Origin of the sequence: Proteus vulgaris (assembly GCF_016239305.1) — a bacterium.
GTDB classification, from domain to species: Bacteria; Pseudomonadota; Gammaproteobacteria; order Enterobacterales; family Enterobacteriaceae; genus Proteus; species Proteus vulgaris_C.
This window is the reverse complement of the sequence record NZ_JAEHOQ010000008.1, coordinates 112,759-129,122: the sequence shown is the minus strand read 5'-3', so window position 1 is coordinate 129,122 and position 16,364 is coordinate 112,759. Positions and strand designations below refer to the sequence as shown.

The following is a 16,364-nucleotide window of genomic DNA, read 5'->3' as shown; positions in this document are numbered from 1 at the left end:
AGGACACTATGTATCAACAATCAGCCAGTAAAATGTATGCTCAAATCGACGTTGAAAGCGAGATTTTAAATGCCACGCCTTACCAGCTGATCCAGATCCTATTTAATGGGGCGCTTAGCGCCCTTCGCCGTGCCTTAATATTAATGGAACAAGGAAATATCGCCGGTAAGGGCGAAAATATTTCTAAAGCCATTAATATTATTGGTAATGGATTAAAACAAGGTCTGGATAAAGAAAAAGGTGGCGAGCTTGCAGAGAACCTGGAGCTCCTTTATGACTATATGGTTAATCAGCTACTCGATGCCAACTTAAAAAATAACCCAGAAAAAATTCATGAAGTCATCAAGCTCTTAACTGAAATTTCTGATGCTTGGCAACAAATCGGCACACAGATTAATTCTTATTAAATTAGAGTGGACAACAATATGGATATTATGGTGGCTTACGAGCAGGTTTTAAAATCAAGTGAGCAAATGTTAACGCTTGCCAAAGATCAGCAATGGGACAAGCTGATAGAAATGGAAATGGATTATTTAAAAAGCGTAGAAAATATCACTAAGATGATAAAACCTGCAGATGGTGAGCTGAGACTACAACAACGCCTCACAGATATGCTAAAGAAAATCTTAGAAAACGAAAATGAGACGCGAAATTTATTACGGGCTCGTCTAGATGAGCTCGGCGTGTTAATTAGACAGACTGAACAAGAGCAGAGGGTACAAAATAGCTATGGTCAGTTTACAGAACATAGTTATTATCCTGATCTCAATCTTAAATAACTCTCCTCTGCGCCAAAAGCGGTTTTATTAGCTAATGGCGTCTTTACTTAAAAAAAGTCACTCTTATTATTCAGCTTAATTTGTTATCGGTAACGTCAGGATAAACGTTTACTTTTTTGTTTTTTATTACACAGATTGCACTAAAACCATATCAATATGTGGAATGTTATCTTCAAGATACGTTTCTGAATCGATAACAAAACCATGTGATTGATAAAATGAGACTAAATAAGCCTGTGCCATTATTTTGATTGTATGGGTATTAAATTGACAACATGTAGTTGCAATCGCCTCTTTTATTAACTGATGCGCAATACCACTTCCCCGCTGATTTTGAGCAACAATCACCCGCCCTATCGACGCTTCTTTAAATGCAATACCTTGAGGCAATAAGCGTGCATAGGCAATAATTTGCTGACTCTCTTCCTCTTTGACAAACAGGTGCAAGGTATTTTGGTCTACCCCATCAACATCTTGATAAGCACATTGCTGTTCACAAATAAAAACTTGATTTCTTAAGGCTAAAATAGCGTACAGTTCATCAGTCGTTAGTTGTGAAAATGATTTTAAAATCCAATTCATGCACTTTATTCCGTGTTTAAAGTAGTATTAAAGTAATACGTTATATCACATATATGACTTTTTATTATTTAACTAAAATAGAACAATAGAAATCGCCCACTTCACGGTGGGCGACCTATTAGTTCATAATAATCCGATAAATAATAATTTATTTAATCACATCATAGAGTTGCTGATTTGATAAATAATCCGCTGTTAAACCGGCTGATGGATTATATGGTACGCCAACGATCTCAGAGAATGCTTTACCCTCTTTACCTAGTGAAACTTTGCGTTCGTCCTTACCTGTGCTTTCATGGATAGAATAGGTTTTACGACGCATTGCGGTATATTTATCTGCATCATTAGCAATATCGGTGTGGTAGCCCGTAATTTGTGTATCCGTTAAAGCTAGTTTATTTGCTAAATCACAACCCCAGCGAGTTAAACAGACTTCTGCAAAATGGCGTACCAGTAAACCTGGTGCGTATAATGCATTTTCACCTTCACTACCATCAATAGACGCATTACCCACTAATGTGGCGTGACGTCCTGAAATAGGGAAGATATGCATTTTAGTATCAGTAGCGACAGTTGGGATCACACAAGTAAATCCTTTAGAGCGCTCATCTTTTGCATAAAACCCAACATATTCTTTGACGTTTTTACCAAGCGTCACTTTTTCTGGTTGGAAATTCAGTGGACCCGGAACAGGGTCAATCGCAAAAATATTTACTGGAATATCTTTTAATTGAGGATCTGCCAACATTGCATTCGCTAACATATGACAAGTAATACCCCCACGACTCCACCCCACTAAGTTAACTTGTGTTGGAATAATGCCATCTTTGCGAAAAATACGAATAATTTGCTGTTGGAGTTGTTGCTGAGTGACATGACGATCGCCATAGTCATATTTACGCCATAAAAAAGAGCCTGTTACTTTAACATCTTCAATAGGAATGCCAGCTTTTTTCAGTTGGTTATACTGCTCTTCTGTCAATTTTTCACGTTGCCAATCAAAGTTACCTTTCATTAAGCAAAGTGCATGGTTGACGTTTTCTTCCCAACCATTACCAAAGAGTGAACCTTTGATATCAGAGTAATTTGGGCTTTCAACCCATAAATCATCTTCTTGCAGATTACCACTACCAGGGCCATCAACAATAAACCACTGTGCGAATTCTCGTCCTTGGTTGTTTTGCGCCAAAGTGGCAACTAATTCCCCTTGCCAGAAAGTAGAATTATTATTATCAAATGAGTTAGAGCCGGTACCACATAAATAAACGGTTAATACTGTCATAGTGTAAATTTCCTTTTAATCATAACTAAAAAACCAAAATAATGATTTTTATTTCCTTGTATTGAGCTATTCCTTAGCCCACTAGCACATTACCCATAAGCCTTTTTAAATTCAATTATAAAAAACGAATTAACAGAGTTGAGATCACATAATTGAATTTTATTTAAATAATAAAAATGAAAAAACGTTGTTGGATCAACATAATTAAATAATATAAGTAAATATTCTAGTTTTTAATTATTTTTAATTGGGAATAAATATATGAAGTAATGTTCTGAATAAACATGACTAGAATGGTATTTTAATATAAAAAATCCCACATAATTAAATGTAGGATTTCTATTAGGTAGATAGAATTTCTTATAAACGATTAAAAGCGACTACTCTCACAGCAGGAATATCAGCTTGTGCCCCTTCAGCAACTTCCTGACATGCTTTATCTAACGCAATATGGGGTGTGATCCCACTTTCTGTTTCTACAATTTTATGTCCGGCGTAGGTATCACCATTTCTGGAACGCACTTTATACGCAATAAACCAATATTCCATATCATCACCGTTTACGTTATTAATCATGTAATTACCATAGCGGTTTATGACTTGCTTTAATGTGATAATAATCAATAAATTTTAGTTTAATAAAAATTGTTTTATAAAAAAATGAACCACATCGTAGGAAAATTAGGCGTGATATTCCATTTCTGATTGCACTAATTTTTTTATTTTTACAGCTTTTTCAAAGTGATCCAATTTATGCGTCATTATCCACCATGTTGCGGCTTCCATTAATAATTCAGGGTTGTCATTTTTATTTGCAAAAAAAGCATAAAAGGATAATCCCACGCCCACTCCTTTGGCCGAAATCTTGTCATTACATATTTGAATTATTTTTTGTTGTAATAATTTTCTCATCTTCTCTCTATTTTTATTTTTCAACATGGGAATAAATAGAAAAGAACAAATGCTCTATCCATGAAATTTGTTCCATAGTTGAATAAGTAACCAAGCAGCAATAACCCAGCAAATCACTGCCGTAGCCAGTGCCGTAAATAATTTTACATAGTTAATCATCACATAAAGTGAAATTAGATAAACCAGATAAGGAATCACAGCCCATAGACTAAAAATAATGGTGGTGCGTAACGCTTCAATAGAGCGTTCAGAGCCCACAATATAGTGAGCTATTAGCGCAAAAGTCGGAAATAGTGGAATCAACCCCGCAATATAGTAATGGCGAGACTTTGATAAAATCGCAATTAATACCACCACCAATGCACCAATTAATGCTTTAACCAGTAATCCCATTATTTTTTCATCAAGTTATAAAAACCTTAGTTCTATCATACAAGCTAACATCTGTATGTGAGCTAATTTTATTTTCTGTGGTTTAAGATAGTATGATACTTTTGATGATGATAAAACCCACGATGCTGTGCACCTCACTATAAAATAAAGATAAACATGATCGAACTTTATAAAAAACTAATCCAACAAGAAAAAACACTTCACAAAAGTACCCATCGAAAAAATACAGATGTACTTATTCAACTTTTACATAATGAGTTTATGGAGTTTTGTCGCTCTGGTATTTGCGTTAATAAAGCAGACACAATTAGCAGCCTGACAAACGACAATCGCAATATAGAGATTTATTCAGAAAATTATCAGGGATCACAGCTAAGTGATGATGTAGTGCTGTTAACTTACGTCAGCTATCAAGTAGAAGATAACAGAAAAATAAAGCAGACTTACCGTTCATCCCTCTGGATAAAAAACTCTCATGGTGATTGGCAACTACGGTTTCATCAAGGCACAGCTAAATCGGAGGATTAATGCGCATCTTAAGAAATAGCATTGAGCTAAATCTGATTATTTAGCTCAATAGCAATATTTAATAACCTATTTAAGCATCTAAATGTGTTTTCTTTTTGTCTATTGTCGTTGTTTCATCTTTATTCTTACAGCAATCGTGTGAACTATTTTCACCATGATGATGTTTATGCATAAAGAAATGCATTAACGGGCAAAGTAATAACATCAAAATAAACCAATTATCTCTTAGAAGTTCCCACATAATCATCTCCTTAAATCACGATTTAAAAGATGATAGGGCTTACTCTAAGAGGAAGGTCTAGTATGGATTTGTTATTTAATCCGTATTTTTGTCAATTACCTTTCCGCACCTTAATTTGAGCTTCTTCACAATAACTCTCTTATAAAATTCAACTTTATTCACCCCCTGCTATACTTTAAATATATTTAAGTATTGTTTACTATAAGTCGCTAATAAGATTTAAAAACTTATTTAACATGGAGGTTTCAATGAAAATATTTTTAAAAATACTATTGATGGTTTTATTTCTTAATGCCTGTTCTTCATATACAAAAATTGATAGCAACAAAAGTGGAGATATAATTAAGGTTAAATCAGCACTTATCGAAGATGATAATTTATATATCCTTAGTGATTCTACTAATTATCATTTTAAAGGTGAGGCTATTACTGCATTGAAAAAATTTGCCACATCTAAATATAATGAAAAAGTGATTTATTTTAGCGCTAGCCTAGGAATAACGGGGAGTATTGTTAACGGTAGCTATATGATTTATTTAGATCCTAAAGATTTTACTATAGATGAAATCGATGATCTTGCCACTAATTATCATTTTTATAGAAGCAACTATCAGTCTAACAATGATGAAAAAATGATTAAAAATCAGATACCTAATTATGAAAATAGATTTTTTATTATTGGAAAATTTTATGCTAATGGAGAGATGGTTAATTTATCCAATAAAGATGAACTATTAGAAAAATATTCCTTACCTAAACCTGTTTTTGCCAAAGTTAATTATTATTCCAAACATTTAAAGCCATCAGATACATTGAAAACAATCGCAGTAATGCCACTACAAGCGATGACTCTTATTTTGATAGCACCATTTTACATTCTTATTAAAGCAACCTGCACTTCAAGTTATTGTGGTTAGATGTATTTATAATTATTTTTTATTTAAGGATATCACTGTGTATAACTGGAAATTTAACGAACACTTATTATTTTCACTAGTAGCGTTGGCAGGTATTATCAGCCTCACAGGTTGTACTCATCAATCATACTTATCCTGCCCTTCCCTCGTCGGTACTTACATCTCTACTGAAACACAGGTACCATCCTTTTATATTCAGAAAGCAAAAGATGATGCTTCTGATTACCTCTTTTTTTATGGGATTGGTAATAAACGATATATTGAAAAAAAAGCAATTCTTATAAAATATAATGAAGAAAATAAAGATAGTATCATAATACCGAACTGTTCGCTGGGGGTAAACGGAGTGGGTGTACTCCGCGAAGTGAAAAAGGGCGAACCATACACTTCCATTCTTCGCTCACCGCCAGATCCACAATCTGATGAAAAATTTACTGGCGATCATATATTTATTTTACCTCTACATTTATCTATCAAGATAATAAATGTAGAAAAAATCAGTGATTCTGGTGTTATGCCATCTGATACTCAAGTGATCACGCTACCCAAACCTGAGCCTGAGATTAATCAGGAAAATTATGAACGGGAATTAGCACTGGCGAAGAAAGAAGCCAATAAAAATAATCCTGCTGCTCAGCTTTTTCTGGCAAAAAGCAGTTATATCACGCGCTATGGATTCAAAAATTTATGGTATGCCAGCAATCATGATCCAGAAACTCGTACTTTCTGGCTAAACAAAGCACTCGCTAATGACTATGGTCCAGCATACTGTTATCAAGCGGCTACATACAAAGATCATGAATTGATATTTTCTGTTGATGAACGAATAAAGCTGTATCAGCAAGCTCTTGCTAAAGGTAACGCCCCATTAGCCGGTGTGTATCTAGCCGATTTAACCAGTGATCCCACACAGAAAATGCAATATCTTATTACAGCAGTACGACAGGGTAGTTTTCTGGCGTTATGGCGATTAGGAGCTCTACCTTCAGCACAACAAGCTATATTACCAGCAGATATCCAGAAATTAATTAAAGATCCACCTTTTGACCAGCTAAAAAAAGTTAGCCCATCAGTGTGGAAAAGTTATGAATCAGGTAAAGATTATAAGGAATGGCGCGATAATCCGTACCTATTTGATATGGAGTATTATATTTCAAAAAAACAGTTATACGGGAAAACTGGAGCAGATCTCGATTACAATCAAGACTCTCGTGCGGATTGCCTTGAACAGGATTTATTAAAGCTGTCGGATTACCCCCAATAATCTATGTATCTATGGAATTTCTTACCCAATATACCGTAAATATATTTCAAAATAAGAATATAAGGTGTATTGGGTGATAATAACCTGTAATAACAGATGATTAATCGATGTTATTTTTCTATATCTATGCTCAAAACATAGATATCAATAAATATGAGATAGCTATGAAAAAGAAAATGATTATAGGCTGTATGACGTTAATTAGTTTTGGCGCCTGTGCAGAAACCGCTATTTATAACGAGCCAGCTCCATTGGGATTAACATGGGGAATGTCATTTAATGATTTTCAGAAGAAAACAAATTTCGCAATAAAACCTATCGATAAATATCCCTCAACCTGTCCAATGACGGCAATAACCTTTGATGAAATTATTGATGGAAAAAAAGAAGGAAATTATAAGGTTTATTTTTATAAAAAATTCAAAGAATTAAAGTTTACAGGATTGTATGGTGTTGTCTACTCCTATGAAACAAATGATTTAAATAAATTCAAAATTAAAGATAATAATATTATCAAAAGTCTTGACTCTCAATATAGTCAATATAAAAAAGTAGCTATTACTAATGGTGGATTTATTACTTATGATACAAATAATATTCAACGTGCTTATTTTAGCTCTAGAGATATCATAAACCAAGATCAGAAAGTTCAATATAAGAAAAATAAGGAAGGAAATTATGATATTTCAGTAAGTTACTTCTTTTACCCTGAGATATATAGCGACGATTTATTAAGAAATATCAAAGAGATCAGAAAGCAATGTAATGCATCATTAGAAACTGATTGAAGCTAAAACTTGAAAAATCGAATGATAAAAAACTATGCTTACTTTAAGAGAAAATCTAATATAGATTTTTTATTTAATATAAAAATAAGGCTAGTTTTTAATTAAACCAGCCTTATCTTATTTGGTCACTATTGATTAAATATTAAAAAGTTGCTTCATATTCTTTGGATTTATTCTTATCAAATTGGTGCTCCCATTTTGCGATCACTAAAGCGGCCAATGCATTACCAATCACATTTAATGCTGTTCTTGCCATATCCAATATTCGGTCGATACCCGCAATAAAGGCGAGTCCTTCAAGAGGAATACCGACACTACCTAATGTGGCTAATAACACGACAAATGAAACACCGGGCACGCCAGCAATCCCTTTCGAGGTGATCATTAAGGTCACCACAAGCGTTATTTCTTGCCAGATAGAGAGATCAATACCATATAATTGCGCAATAAAAATAGCCGCAATACTTTGATAAAGTGTAGAACCATCAAGATTAAATGAATACCCTATTGGAATAACGAAACTAGTTACTGATTTAGAAGCCCCATATTTTTCCATTTTATCCATTATTCGAGGTAATACGGTTTCAGAGCTTGCAGTAGAATAAGCTAATATCAATTCATCTTTTAAAATCTTAATCAGCGTAAAAATATTTATTCCACAATATTTTGCAACTAAACCTAGTACTACGATCGCAAAAAATAGAATAGCGACATGAACAAGTAATACTAATTTAATTAATGGGATTAATGAAGTAAAACCAAAACTAGCCACCGTAACAGAGATAAGACCGAATACCCCAATAGGTGCATACATCATAATCATATGCGTTACACGGAACATCGTTTCTGAGAAGGTTTGCAATACCACAAGCAAGGGTTCTCTTTTCTCCACAGGTAAAGAAGATAATCCCATACCAAAAATAACTGCAAAAAAGATCACAGGTAGCATTTCACCGCTTGCCATAGCTGCAAAAATATTTGAAGGTACCAATGATAAGATCGTAGCCATAATACCATGTGATTGGCTTTCAACTTGCTGAGTTGTCTTTTCATACTGCGATATATCAACTTGGCTAAGTGTTGACATATCAATACCTACACCGGGTTGAAATATATTTGCAAGGCTTATCCCGACAATAATGGCTATCGTCGTAATAACTTCAAAATAGAGGATTGTTTTAAATCCTAACTTACCTAATCGTTTGGTATTTCCAACACCTGCTATTCCTACCACCAGCGTTGAAATAACTATCGGTACCACAATCATTTTAATTAATTGAATAAATATTTTACCTGCGGGAGATAAAATATTAGCAATTAACCAATCTTTATTTTCATTATCGTGCAAAATTGCACCGACAATGATCCCTAAAATAAGGGCGGTAATAATTTGCCACCCAAGACCAAATTTAAATTTGTGTGCTTTGTTTGCTGTCATTATGATATTCCTATTTTTTGTTTCTATTTTGTTATACTTGATCTCCTATCCATAAAACAAATGAATATTTTATAAAAATATTTTTAAACGCACTAATCAAACAAAAAAAAACAAAGAGATTAACACGAGGATCAAATAATTAACAAAAGACATTAAAAAACAACAAAATAAAACCTTATCATTCTAATTTATAAGGTTAGATATCATACATATTATTAAATAAAACATTCTCTTTTACTTGAAAGATCACAATAATAAGCTTTTTATTATATTTAATTAAACTCAAAGTAAAAAACAAGAAACGATATAAATATCTTTATTTTTTCGGATAATACGTTTTACATTTTTCACTTTCCATAATGAAATTTCTTTTCATCCTTGTCATATTGAAGACAGATCATTTTATCTATTTTTGCTAATTCAAAATCTGAAAGTAAACCATACTCTTTAATCAATATTTGGCCAGTGACATTTCTAGGTGTACTTGATTCTGAATAGACAGAAAAAATAACTTCAACCACAATAATATTCTCCAATATTATTTATGACATTACTGTTTCATAGAATGATGGATTAATTCACTTATTTAATAATCGCTTTTATCCGTTTTAAATATTAAAAAAATATAAAAGAGTGAATTGCTTTGATATAGATGTGTAAAAGCGCACATCTATAAAATGATGTGTTTATTATTTTAATTCAAATCGGGGCACTCATTATCATAAATAACAGGTAATAGTATAAGTATTCGAATATTTAATTACATTCGAAAGCTTATATCATCTATGCAATGACATTGAGCGAGATACCCCGTTCTGTTTTGATTAGGTATTTCTTATACAGCGATATATTAGCTATATAAAAGAAAAGCCACCTTTATCAAATGATAAGGCGCTACACCTGCATACTCATAATATGGGAGTACAGATATCACAAATCTAAAAAGTTCGAGTTAGTTCAAGATTAGCAGACGATTACCGCAAATTATTTTCTCAAGCGTGAGTGAGTTCGAGAAAGTTTGCGGTAATTTTTTGCCCCCTATATGTCCCCACCTATTCCACACCCTGCTATACTCTCCAAAAACTACCAACCGGATCCATTATGAACTTAGCAAACTTACCTCAAGAAGAAAAAGACAAGATTAATGTCGATTTGGCCGCTTCAGGTGTCGCATATAAAGAACGACTCAATATGCCAGTTGTTGCGTCCGAAGTTGAACGACAACAACCAGTACATTTGAGAGCGTACTTTAATGAACGATTAGCGTTTTATCGTGAGAGAAGTAAGAAGTTACCGGACGGAAATTCAGTGCAGTATTTGAAAACAGAGTAGTGCCAATGCTAGATGGAACCGACCGAGTTATATAATCAATCAGTTATCAATTTCTGGTGCGCTATTGGTGTCCTGATTTTCTTCCTCTTCTTTTTGTCTGCGCTCCTCTTCCGCTTTCTGCGCTTCTTCCATCTCACGCATTCTCACGTTATAGATTGATTGCTCTGGCATCTGCACACGAACGGAAATAAAACGACCATCAGGAATATCAATTGGGTCACCATCATTGAAACCGTCAATTTCATTATTAGCAAACTCAGGTGCGTTAGGGGGAGTGCGATGATACGTTTTAACGAGAATAGAGCCGTCTTTGTTGATTTTAGAGTTAACCCATATCAGTGGTTGTTTATTGACATCTAGCGGAATTTCAATACCACCATCGACACCGCCCCAGCCTGCATCAGCATTAAAACCTAATACACCCTCGATAAGGTATTCGCCCTGAGCTACTCGAGTAACAGTAGCGCCTTCTGATTCATCGTTAGTGGTAAATGTGCCATCAGGGTTAATGTCGATAATTGGAGATGCACGTTTAATAAAACCATTACTGTCTACCGTTGTGTTTTTGGCGCTCCATATCGCATTCCAAGGTGTCGTAGTATCAACAACATCATTTGATGAACTGAAACGACTCATTAATATGCCAGATGTATTCATAAATAACATAGCTCGGCGATTTCCGTTATATGTAGATTGCCAGCCGGCACCATTACTTGGAAACCCTGGTGAACCAGAAGATGAGCCATAAAAACATGAGACTAATGATGGTTCGCTAAGACCTGCACCACCAATACCGTAATCACCAATCAACATCATTGTGCCTGATAATTTTGGTATTTGGATTCCGTTATAACCTGATACAGAATTGAGCTCAATGTTAGTCCCACCTGCATTACTGGTCGTTAATGATATTGATGTTTTACCATCCGCTGATTTTGAAATTAGCTTCGTTGTTGCTTCTATCGCTGATGTGAATGATTGTGTTTTTGATAAAGTTAAATCTGCTTTACTACTAATATCCCCCTGCATCTTCTTAATGCTATCGAGTGTGATAACTTCACCATTTGGTATCTCAATTTTTGTCTGTCCTGTTTCACTCATCCATGTATTCATTGCATCAAGGAAATATTGTGCGTATGCATTTATGGCAACCATCGTTCTAGCTGCATCACTATTATTATCTGGCTCAGTAATATGAATTGAGAATGTGGTATTCGTTGCTGTTGCTAATGCGGGTTGTGCTAATACTAATTCAGTGTCTGAATTAACGGATTTAATCATGTAGGGAATATTTGTTGTTCCCGATTTAATTAAAATAGTCATTCCAATATTAATAGCTGGATTATTATTTTTAAATTTAGTGCCAGTGCCTTTGACAATAGCAGACCCTGACGCTGTATTAACAGTGCCTGTTGTGTATATCATGATTTATTCCTGAAATTTAGATATAAAAAAACCGCAGTATGCGGTGTTTAATCTTCGAGCATTGAGACATCTATCATTAGACCCTGTTGCATTAATCCAGAGCCTTCTCTATCTGGCGGTCTATCAATATATCCGTCAATATAGCCAATATATTCATATTTATATTCAAATGTTAAACCTCCAATATCATCAATGACCTGGTAGGTTTCTGAATATATATCAAACTCCCATACTTCATCATAAGTAAATGGGTCAATATATGACCTGATGTTTTTATTGTGTGTATAACTCAATGAGCGAGTTTGTATCATTCCATATCTATGTCCGGGCTTTCCTTCTATTCTTAGCTTCCCTTTCCCCGCAGTAGACATATTAATATCAAAATATTTTTCAAATGAGACAAATTTAGCCAGTGATGAGAATTTTATATTACCTTTTTCATCATAGATTTCTAACCCTGCCCCATGCTTGAGTATCTCCACTTTCGATATTGGAGCGACTAACCATTGCCCACTTAGCGCATATATACGAGGATACTCATCATACGGGCCTGATAATGTAGTTAATTCCCCTGGTTCTAGCTTTTTTAATACACACATTGTCTCTAAGCTATCAGTTAATTGCATTAACCGATTATTTGTATATGCCTCAAAGCCTACCATTTAAACCGCCCAAACCACGACATGATTGGAAAATGAGTCGTGTAGCTGAGTTCCCCCAGTACCAGCGCCGTCATGCTCCCATCTATTTATATTATAGTCAGACCGATAATTCAGAGTTGTTCCTGAAACCGAATGTTCTGTGCGCTCATTCGGCCCCATAACTGAAAATCCTCCGCCGAAACGACTGCGGTATCGAATCCAAAAGTGGCAAACTATCTCCCCGCCATACGCTATTTCAGGAATAACCAATGAACCATACTGTGATAAGGGCAAATCAAACTTTCCTAAATAACGAGGAATGATGGTATCTTCACCAATAATTAACCGACCTTTTTCATCATAAATCTCTAATCCCATTCCCATTACCACATCCCCATTCTGATACGCATTGTGCCGTTTTTATCAAACAGACGTTTTAATACGTTAGTTTCAATCCAATACCCCTGTGCATTATTTCCGTATTTTATTTCCTCCCCTGTGCGCATATTTAATTGATAGCCAATTTTTTTATCATTGCTGAAATTAGTTGATTGCAATACATCAGCAATTTTCGCACTGGTGATAGTGGCATCACCAATAAATGCCTCTTTAACAAATAACTGTCCATTTTTAACCGCCATAAACAGCTCCATCTTGCCGTTTACTGGATTGTACCAAGCGAAATTATTAGCGTTATAGCCGATATAAGACTCCAACTTGCCGTTCTTAACCTGAGCACTAATGACCTGACCTGCTGCGTTATATTTCACATTGTTATGAACAATTGTAATGTTAATTGAGTGTGTGACAACACCGTCGCCTGTTTGACTGAATTCAGCCTGCATTTTTTGCTGAATCAATCCTTCCTGCTGACCAAATTTCACCTGAATTTGTTCTTCAGATTTCGCTAGCGCCTTATCTGTTTTAGATATTGCCTCCTTGTTTGTCACCACATCTGCAGCAATGCGCACAACCTCTTCATCCGTCATTTGCAATGAGCGATTAGTTTTGTCGAGGTTTTGATTAGTTTTATCTAAGTTCTGATTAGTGATACCGAGGTTTTTATTGGTGCCAGCCAAATTGTTATTCGTGCTATCAATACGTTGATTTGTCGCACTGTTAGTTGTCGTTATCTCAGTTCTAATTTCAGTTGTCGTTTGACCAAACGCCTGGTCGAGTTTAGAGATTGATGTTTTAACTTCTTTAATTTCAGAGTTAAACGTGTTCTCTGCGTTATCAATTGAAGAATAGAGCTGAGTAACGGTTTGGGCCCATGATTCATTGTCAGTAGCACGAACTTGCCATAGTTCTTTGATGCCAGCTTGTGATTCAGCATGTTTGACTAGTAGCTGTCTTAAATTACGATGGTTTGCATTACTAAGAATAATTGCTGTCTCGGAATTCCAATCCAAGCGTTCACTGAGTTGCTTGCCAGCATCAGTTGTCATGAAGTGGCCGTCTAGTTCATCGAGAATAGCCTCCGTGTTGTCATCAGCCTGCCCTTTCGCTTCCACGAAATGAGATTTTCCATATTCATTGACGCTTCGCACATAAAACCAGTAATCACGACCTGCTTTTAGCTGTCCTTTGGTCCAGAATTTAGCTCTACCTAAAAAGTCAGCTTTTGACTCTATTTCATTAATATTACCTATTCTGTTTTCACCAGAAAACCAGAACTCAAACTCAGTATTTAAAGTGTGTGGTGTGGAAATGTGAGGGATCAGTTTTATTTCAAAAAAACCAGACTCAACAGTTATTGAGCTAGGTGCGCTAGGTGTTCCAATAACCATCTGCACTTTTGATTCGTTACCAAGCATCCCATTAGCATCTTTGCCTCGTACTCCAACAAGATATTCGCCAGATTCAAGCCCGTTAAAGTAGTATTCTAAATCTGTGGCATTTCCAGTAGATACAACCTTTCCGTCTTTATAGAGGTTGACATTAAATGATATGCTTCTATTGATGGTTGTTGTTGCCCACATGGCTCTAGCTTGAACTTGTGAGCTGTCATCAACGTAAGCAATAGAAAGATGCTCTATATTAGGAATTCGAATAACATTCTGTGTTGGCGGGTTTCCAGTAAAATCAACTCCATTATCAACAATGCTTTCCTTTTTCGGTTCATGCTGAATGCAGTTGTATAGGTAATTTTCTTCATTATCCTCAGCAATGGAAATCACACGAAATAATCTAGTAGTTAACGTGCTTTTGGAAATAGAAAATACACCATACTGTTTCAGCCCGTTCGGGATCTCTCGCAAAGTAACAGCATCACCATCGATAGATTGAATTTCTATTTTTTCAAACTTACCTGACGTCCCTAAAAATGAGAAAGTGCCTTTATCGTCATATTTCCACTCAATAGGCGCATCGATAATAATAGTTCGTTCATTAACTGATAAAACTCGCCCGCCTACCTTCACTCCCGCAAAACTATCATCTGCAACTTCAATGATATCGCCAGAGATACAATTGATCCCCTCGCGCCCAGTAGTAAAAGTAACACTATCTTTCTCTAGCTTTTCTGTTTGTAATATCCATTTACCTACTCTGTGAGCCTGACCACGACTAGTGCAACCAAAAGCAGTGACTTTCTTGACGTTTACACCACTGAACCGCTGAATGAGATCATCATCTTGAATGAACTCTCTTTCTTCACTCCAGCCATTACTAGGATTTATCCATGACACCTCAATGGCGTTGTGTCTCGCTGATTTCGCGGTTGATGTGTATTTAAATTTACCATCAATAACGTTTGAGTTTGTGTACGTCCACACTGGATCGGATGGTCTATCTTGAAAGCACGTTAATTGCTGTCCGTCCCATAAAGGCATACCGCGAAATACAGACGCCAAGTCATCAAGCACTTCTTTGGCTTTTCGTTGAGAGGTTATGTAGCCATTGAAAGTAAAACGAGGCTCTTTATTACCAAACCCATCATCAACCAGCTCATCACAGTAACGAGCAATGGCATATAACGCGAATTTATCAACGCCAAATGACCCGATCATCTCTCCTATGCCGTATCGCTCATTAGTGACTAAATCATAAAAAACCCATGCAGGGTTATTAGTCCATGCCGGTTTGAAACGACCAGTCCAAATTCCAGTGTAAATTCGCGTTTCTGGATCATAGTTATCAGGAACTTGGATAATCATCCCTTTGATATGATATGTTCGATTGGGTGTATCACCGTATTGGGATTTATCAATTTTCATCCCGACAACAGCGGAGTTAGGATAAGAAAATTTAGCGTCGGTTATTTCTGTGTAGCTTGCCCATACAGTTCCGTTTTTCAGCAAATCACTTTTACTATCTTCAGTTATACGGGAAACTCTGATTTGGAATGGCTTTTTTTTAGGCGCATCGATGATGTGAGACTCAAGATATTGACCACTTATTTTACCTGGTCCTATTGTTACCTTTTCCGCATGCATCCAACCAGAACCATCATTAACTTCAATAAGCATTTCTACCGTAGCATCGTGCTGATTTCCCTTGTCATCTTGACTAACAAGAGCAGAAACACCCAAAGTAAACCGAACTCGGTCAGTTTCCTGATCTGAAATGGTGCGTAAGATTGGTGTACTCTTTTTCACCTCTACATTGACAGGAATTTCTTTTTCTACAAAGGGAAAGTCCTCTAATGGCTCTTGTGTCGGCGTTCCTGATCGCCACTGAACCTCAACACCATGAATATTTGGATTGCCATCTTCATCTACAACAGGCGTTCCATTCAATAGAAAACCTGACATACCACCTACAGGGCCTTCTATTGGCCCTTCTGAAACTAAATCGATGACATTAAGAAATTGTTTATTTTTTAAGTTGTCATCGAGCAA

The 16,364-nt window shown here is 35.6% G+C and carries 19 protein-coding genes; 7 read left to right on the top strand and 12 right to left on the bottom strand.

All coding sequences use genetic code 11. The features are described 5' to 3' along the window. Positions 1–8: 8 nt before the first annotated feature. A complete protein-coding gene (gene fliS / locus JEP40_RS08285; RefSeq protein ID WP_023581844.1) occupies positions 9–407 on the top strand; it encodes a flagellar export chaperone FliS in 399 nt (132 codons plus the stop codon). 18 nt (positions 408–425) lie between these two features. Then, positions 426–779, top strand: a complete 354-nt coding sequence (gene fliT, locus JEP40_RS08280; RefSeq protein WP_072068502.1) for a flagellar protein FliT — start codon at positions 426–428, stop codon at positions 777–779. Positions 780–905: 126 nt separating this feature from the next. Here fliT and JEP40_RS08275 read toward each other — a convergent pair whose 3' ends face one another. From JEP40_RS08275 to JEP40_RS08255, 5 genes are all read right to left on the bottom strand, one after another. Continuing rightward, the gene (locus JEP40_RS08275; protein WP_198623160.1) at positions 906–1,361 is read right to left on the bottom strand and encodes a GNAT family N-acetyltransferase; all 456 of its coding nucleotides are present in this window, start codon (positions 1,359–1,361) and stop codon (positions 906–908) included. A 148-nt stretch (positions 1,362–1,509) separates the two neighbouring features. Then, positions 1,510–2,643, bottom strand: coding sequence for a hypothetical protein (locus JEP40_RS08270; protein ID WP_198623159.1), 1,134 nt, complete (start codon positions 2,641–2,643; stop codon positions 1,510–1,512). A 360-nt stretch (positions 2,644–3,003) separates the two neighbouring features. Next, entirely contained in the window at positions 3,004–3,219 is a 216-nt protein-coding gene (locus JEP40_RS08265) for a hypothetical protein (RefSeq protein WP_006533140.1), read from the bottom strand. 105 nt (positions 3,220–3,324) lie between these two features. After that, a complete protein-coding gene (locus JEP40_RS08260) occupies positions 3,325–3,555 on the bottom strand; it encodes a DUF6500 family protein (RefSeq protein WP_198623158.1) in 231 nt (76 codons plus the stop codon). A 54-nt stretch (positions 3,556–3,609) separates the two neighbouring features. Then, positions 3,610–3,948, bottom strand: a complete 339-nt coding sequence (locus tag JEP40_RS08255; RefSeq protein WP_198623157.1) for a GlpM family protein — start codon at positions 3,946–3,948, stop codon at positions 3,610–3,612. Positions 3,949–4,104: 156 nt separating this feature from the next. Between JEP40_RS08255 and JEP40_RS08250 the strand changes: the two genes are divergently transcribed. Then, on the top strand, positions 4,105–4,476 hold the full coding sequence (locus tag JEP40_RS08250) for a DUF4440 domain-containing protein (protein ID WP_198623156.1): 372 nt from the start codon (positions 4,105–4,107) through the stop codon (positions 4,474–4,476). A 70-nt stretch (positions 4,477–4,546) separates the two neighbouring features. Here JEP40_RS08250 and JEP40_RS08245 read toward each other — a convergent pair whose 3' ends face one another. Beyond that, positions 4,547–4,717 carry a DUF2933 domain-containing protein gene (locus JEP40_RS08245; RefSeq protein ID WP_198623155.1) on the bottom strand — a complete coding sequence of 57 codons (171 nt, stop codon included), beginning with the start codon at positions 4,715–4,717 and terminating at the stop codon, positions 4,547–4,549. Between the two features lie 248 nt (positions 4,718–4,965). Between JEP40_RS08245 and JEP40_RS08240 the strand changes: the two genes are divergently transcribed. From JEP40_RS08240 to JEP40_RS08230, 3 genes are all read left to right on the top strand, one after another. Continuing rightward, positions 4,966–5,634 (top strand): hypothetical protein, encoded by a 669-nt coding sequence (locus JEP40_RS08240; RefSeq protein WP_198623154.1) that lies wholly within the window; start codon positions 4,966–4,968, stop codon positions 5,632–5,634. Between the two features lie 37 nt (positions 5,635–5,671). After that, the gene (locus tag JEP40_RS08235; protein WP_198623153.1) at positions 5,672–6,898 is read left to right on the top strand and encodes a hypothetical protein; all 1,227 of its coding nucleotides are present in this window, start codon (positions 5,672–5,674) and stop codon (positions 6,896–6,898) included. Between the two features lie 164 nt (positions 6,899–7,062). Beyond that, entirely contained in the window at positions 7,063–7,686 is a 624-nt protein-coding gene (locus tag JEP40_RS08230) for a hypothetical protein (RefSeq protein ID WP_198623152.1), read from the top strand. A gap of 142 nt (positions 7,687–7,828) precedes the next feature. Here the strand turns inward: JEP40_RS08230 and gltP are convergent, their stop codons facing one another. Continuing rightward, positions 7,829–9,124 (bottom strand): glutamate/aspartate:proton symporter GltP, encoded by a 1,296-nt coding sequence (gene gltP / locus JEP40_RS08225; protein ID WP_198623151.1) that lies wholly within the window; start codon positions 9,122–9,124, stop codon positions 7,829–7,831. Between the two features lie 347 nt (positions 9,125–9,471). Next, a complete protein-coding gene (locus tag JEP40_RS08220) occupies positions 9,472–9,645 on the bottom strand; it encodes a hypothetical protein (RefSeq protein ID WP_198623150.1) in 174 nt (57 codons plus the stop codon). A 580-nt stretch (positions 9,646–10,225) separates the two neighbouring features. Between JEP40_RS08220 and JEP40_RS08215 the strand changes: the two genes are divergently transcribed. Further along, positions 10,226–10,456, top strand: a complete 231-nt coding sequence (locus tag JEP40_RS08215; protein ID WP_198623149.1) for a DNA polymerase III subunit theta — start codon at positions 10,226–10,228, stop codon at positions 10,454–10,456. Between the two features lie 39 nt (positions 10,457–10,495). Here JEP40_RS08215 and JEP40_RS08210 read toward each other — a convergent pair whose 3' ends face one another. The 4 genes from JEP40_RS08210 to gpJ are packed head-to-tail and all read right to left on the bottom strand — an operon-like array spanning position 10,496 to position 16,364. Then, positions 10,496–11,881 carry a hypothetical protein gene (locus JEP40_RS08210; protein ID WP_198623148.1) on the bottom strand — a complete coding sequence of 462 codons (1,386 nt, stop codon included), beginning with the start codon at positions 11,879–11,881 and terminating at the stop codon, positions 10,496–10,498. A gap of 47 nt (positions 11,882–11,928) precedes the next feature. Continuing rightward, complete coding sequence (locus JEP40_RS08205) at positions 11,929–12,543, bottom strand: hypothetical protein (protein ID WP_198623147.1); 615 nt, start codon at positions 12,541–12,543, stop codon at positions 11,929–11,931. Next, complete coding sequence (locus JEP40_RS08200; RefSeq protein ID WP_232799206.1) at positions 12,544–12,906, bottom strand: hypothetical protein; 363 nt, start codon at positions 12,904–12,906, stop codon at positions 12,544–12,546. After that, entirely contained in the window at positions 12,906–16,364 is a 3,459-nt protein-coding gene (gene gpJ / locus JEP40_RS08195; protein ID WP_232799205.1) for a TipJ family phage tail tip protein, read from the bottom strand. The genes JEP40_RS08200 and gpJ overlap by 1 nt, the downstream gene beginning before the upstream one ends.

What these genes read in the sequence shown, in the direction of transcription:
- fliS (WP_023581844.1), top strand. Translation starts at nt 9, where the DNA reads ATGTATCAACAATCAGCCAGTAAAATGTATGCTCAAATCGACGTTGAA.
- fliT (WP_072068502.1), top strand. Translation starts at nt 426, where the DNA reads ATGGATATTATGGTGGCTTACGAGCAGGTTTTAAAATCAAGTGAGCAA.
- JEP40_RS08275 (WP_198623160.1), bottom strand. Translation starts at nt 1,361, where the DNA reads ATGAATTGGATTTTAAAATCATTTTCACAACTAACGACTGATGAACTG.
- JEP40_RS08270 (WP_198623159.1), bottom strand. Translation starts at nt 2,643, where the DNA reads ATGACAGTATTAACCGTTTATTTATGTGGTACCGGCTCTAACTCATTT.
- JEP40_RS08265 (WP_006533140.1), bottom strand. Translation starts at nt 3,219, where the DNA reads ATGATTAATAACGTAAACGGTGATGATATGGAATATTGGTTTATTGCG.
- JEP40_RS08260 (WP_198623158.1), bottom strand. Translation starts at nt 3,555, where the DNA reads ATGAGAAAATTATTACAACAAAAAATAATTCAAATATGTAATGACAAG.
- JEP40_RS08255 (WP_198623157.1), bottom strand. Translation starts at nt 3,948, where the DNA reads ATGGGATTACTGGTTAAAGCATTAATTGGTGCATTGGTGGTGGTATTA.
- JEP40_RS08250 (WP_198623156.1), top strand. Translation starts at nt 4,105, where the DNA reads ATGATCGAACTTTATAAAAAACTAATCCAACAAGAAAAAACACTTCAC.
- JEP40_RS08245 (WP_198623155.1), bottom strand. Translation starts at nt 4,717, where the DNA reads ATGTGGGAACTTCTAAGAGATAATTGGTTTATTTTGATGTTATTACTT.
- JEP40_RS08240 (WP_198623154.1), top strand. Translation starts at nt 4,966, where the DNA reads ATGAAAATATTTTTAAAAATACTATTGATGGTTTTATTTCTTAATGCC.
- JEP40_RS08230 (WP_198623152.1), top strand. Translation starts at nt 7,063, where the DNA reads ATGAAAAAGAAAATGATTATAGGCTGTATGACGTTAATTAGTTTTGGC.
- gltP (WP_198623151.1), bottom strand. Translation starts at nt 9,124, where the DNA reads ATGACAGCAAACAAAGCACACAAATTTAAATTTGGTCTTGGGTGGCAA.
- JEP40_RS08215 (WP_198623149.1), top strand. Translation starts at nt 10,226, where the DNA reads ATGAACTTAGCAAACTTACCTCAAGAAGAAAAAGACAAGATTAATGTC.
- JEP40_RS08210 (WP_198623148.1), bottom strand. Translation starts at nt 11,881, where the DNA reads ATGATATACACAACAGGCACTGTTAATACAGCGTCAGGGTCTGCTATT.
- JEP40_RS08205 (WP_198623147.1), bottom strand. Translation starts at nt 12,543, where the DNA reads ATGGTAGGCTTTGAGGCATATACAAATAATCGGTTAATGCAATTAACT.
- JEP40_RS08200 (WP_232799206.1), bottom strand. Translation starts at nt 12,906, where the DNA reads ATGGGAATGGGATTAGAGATTTATGATGAAAAAGGTCGGTTAATTATT.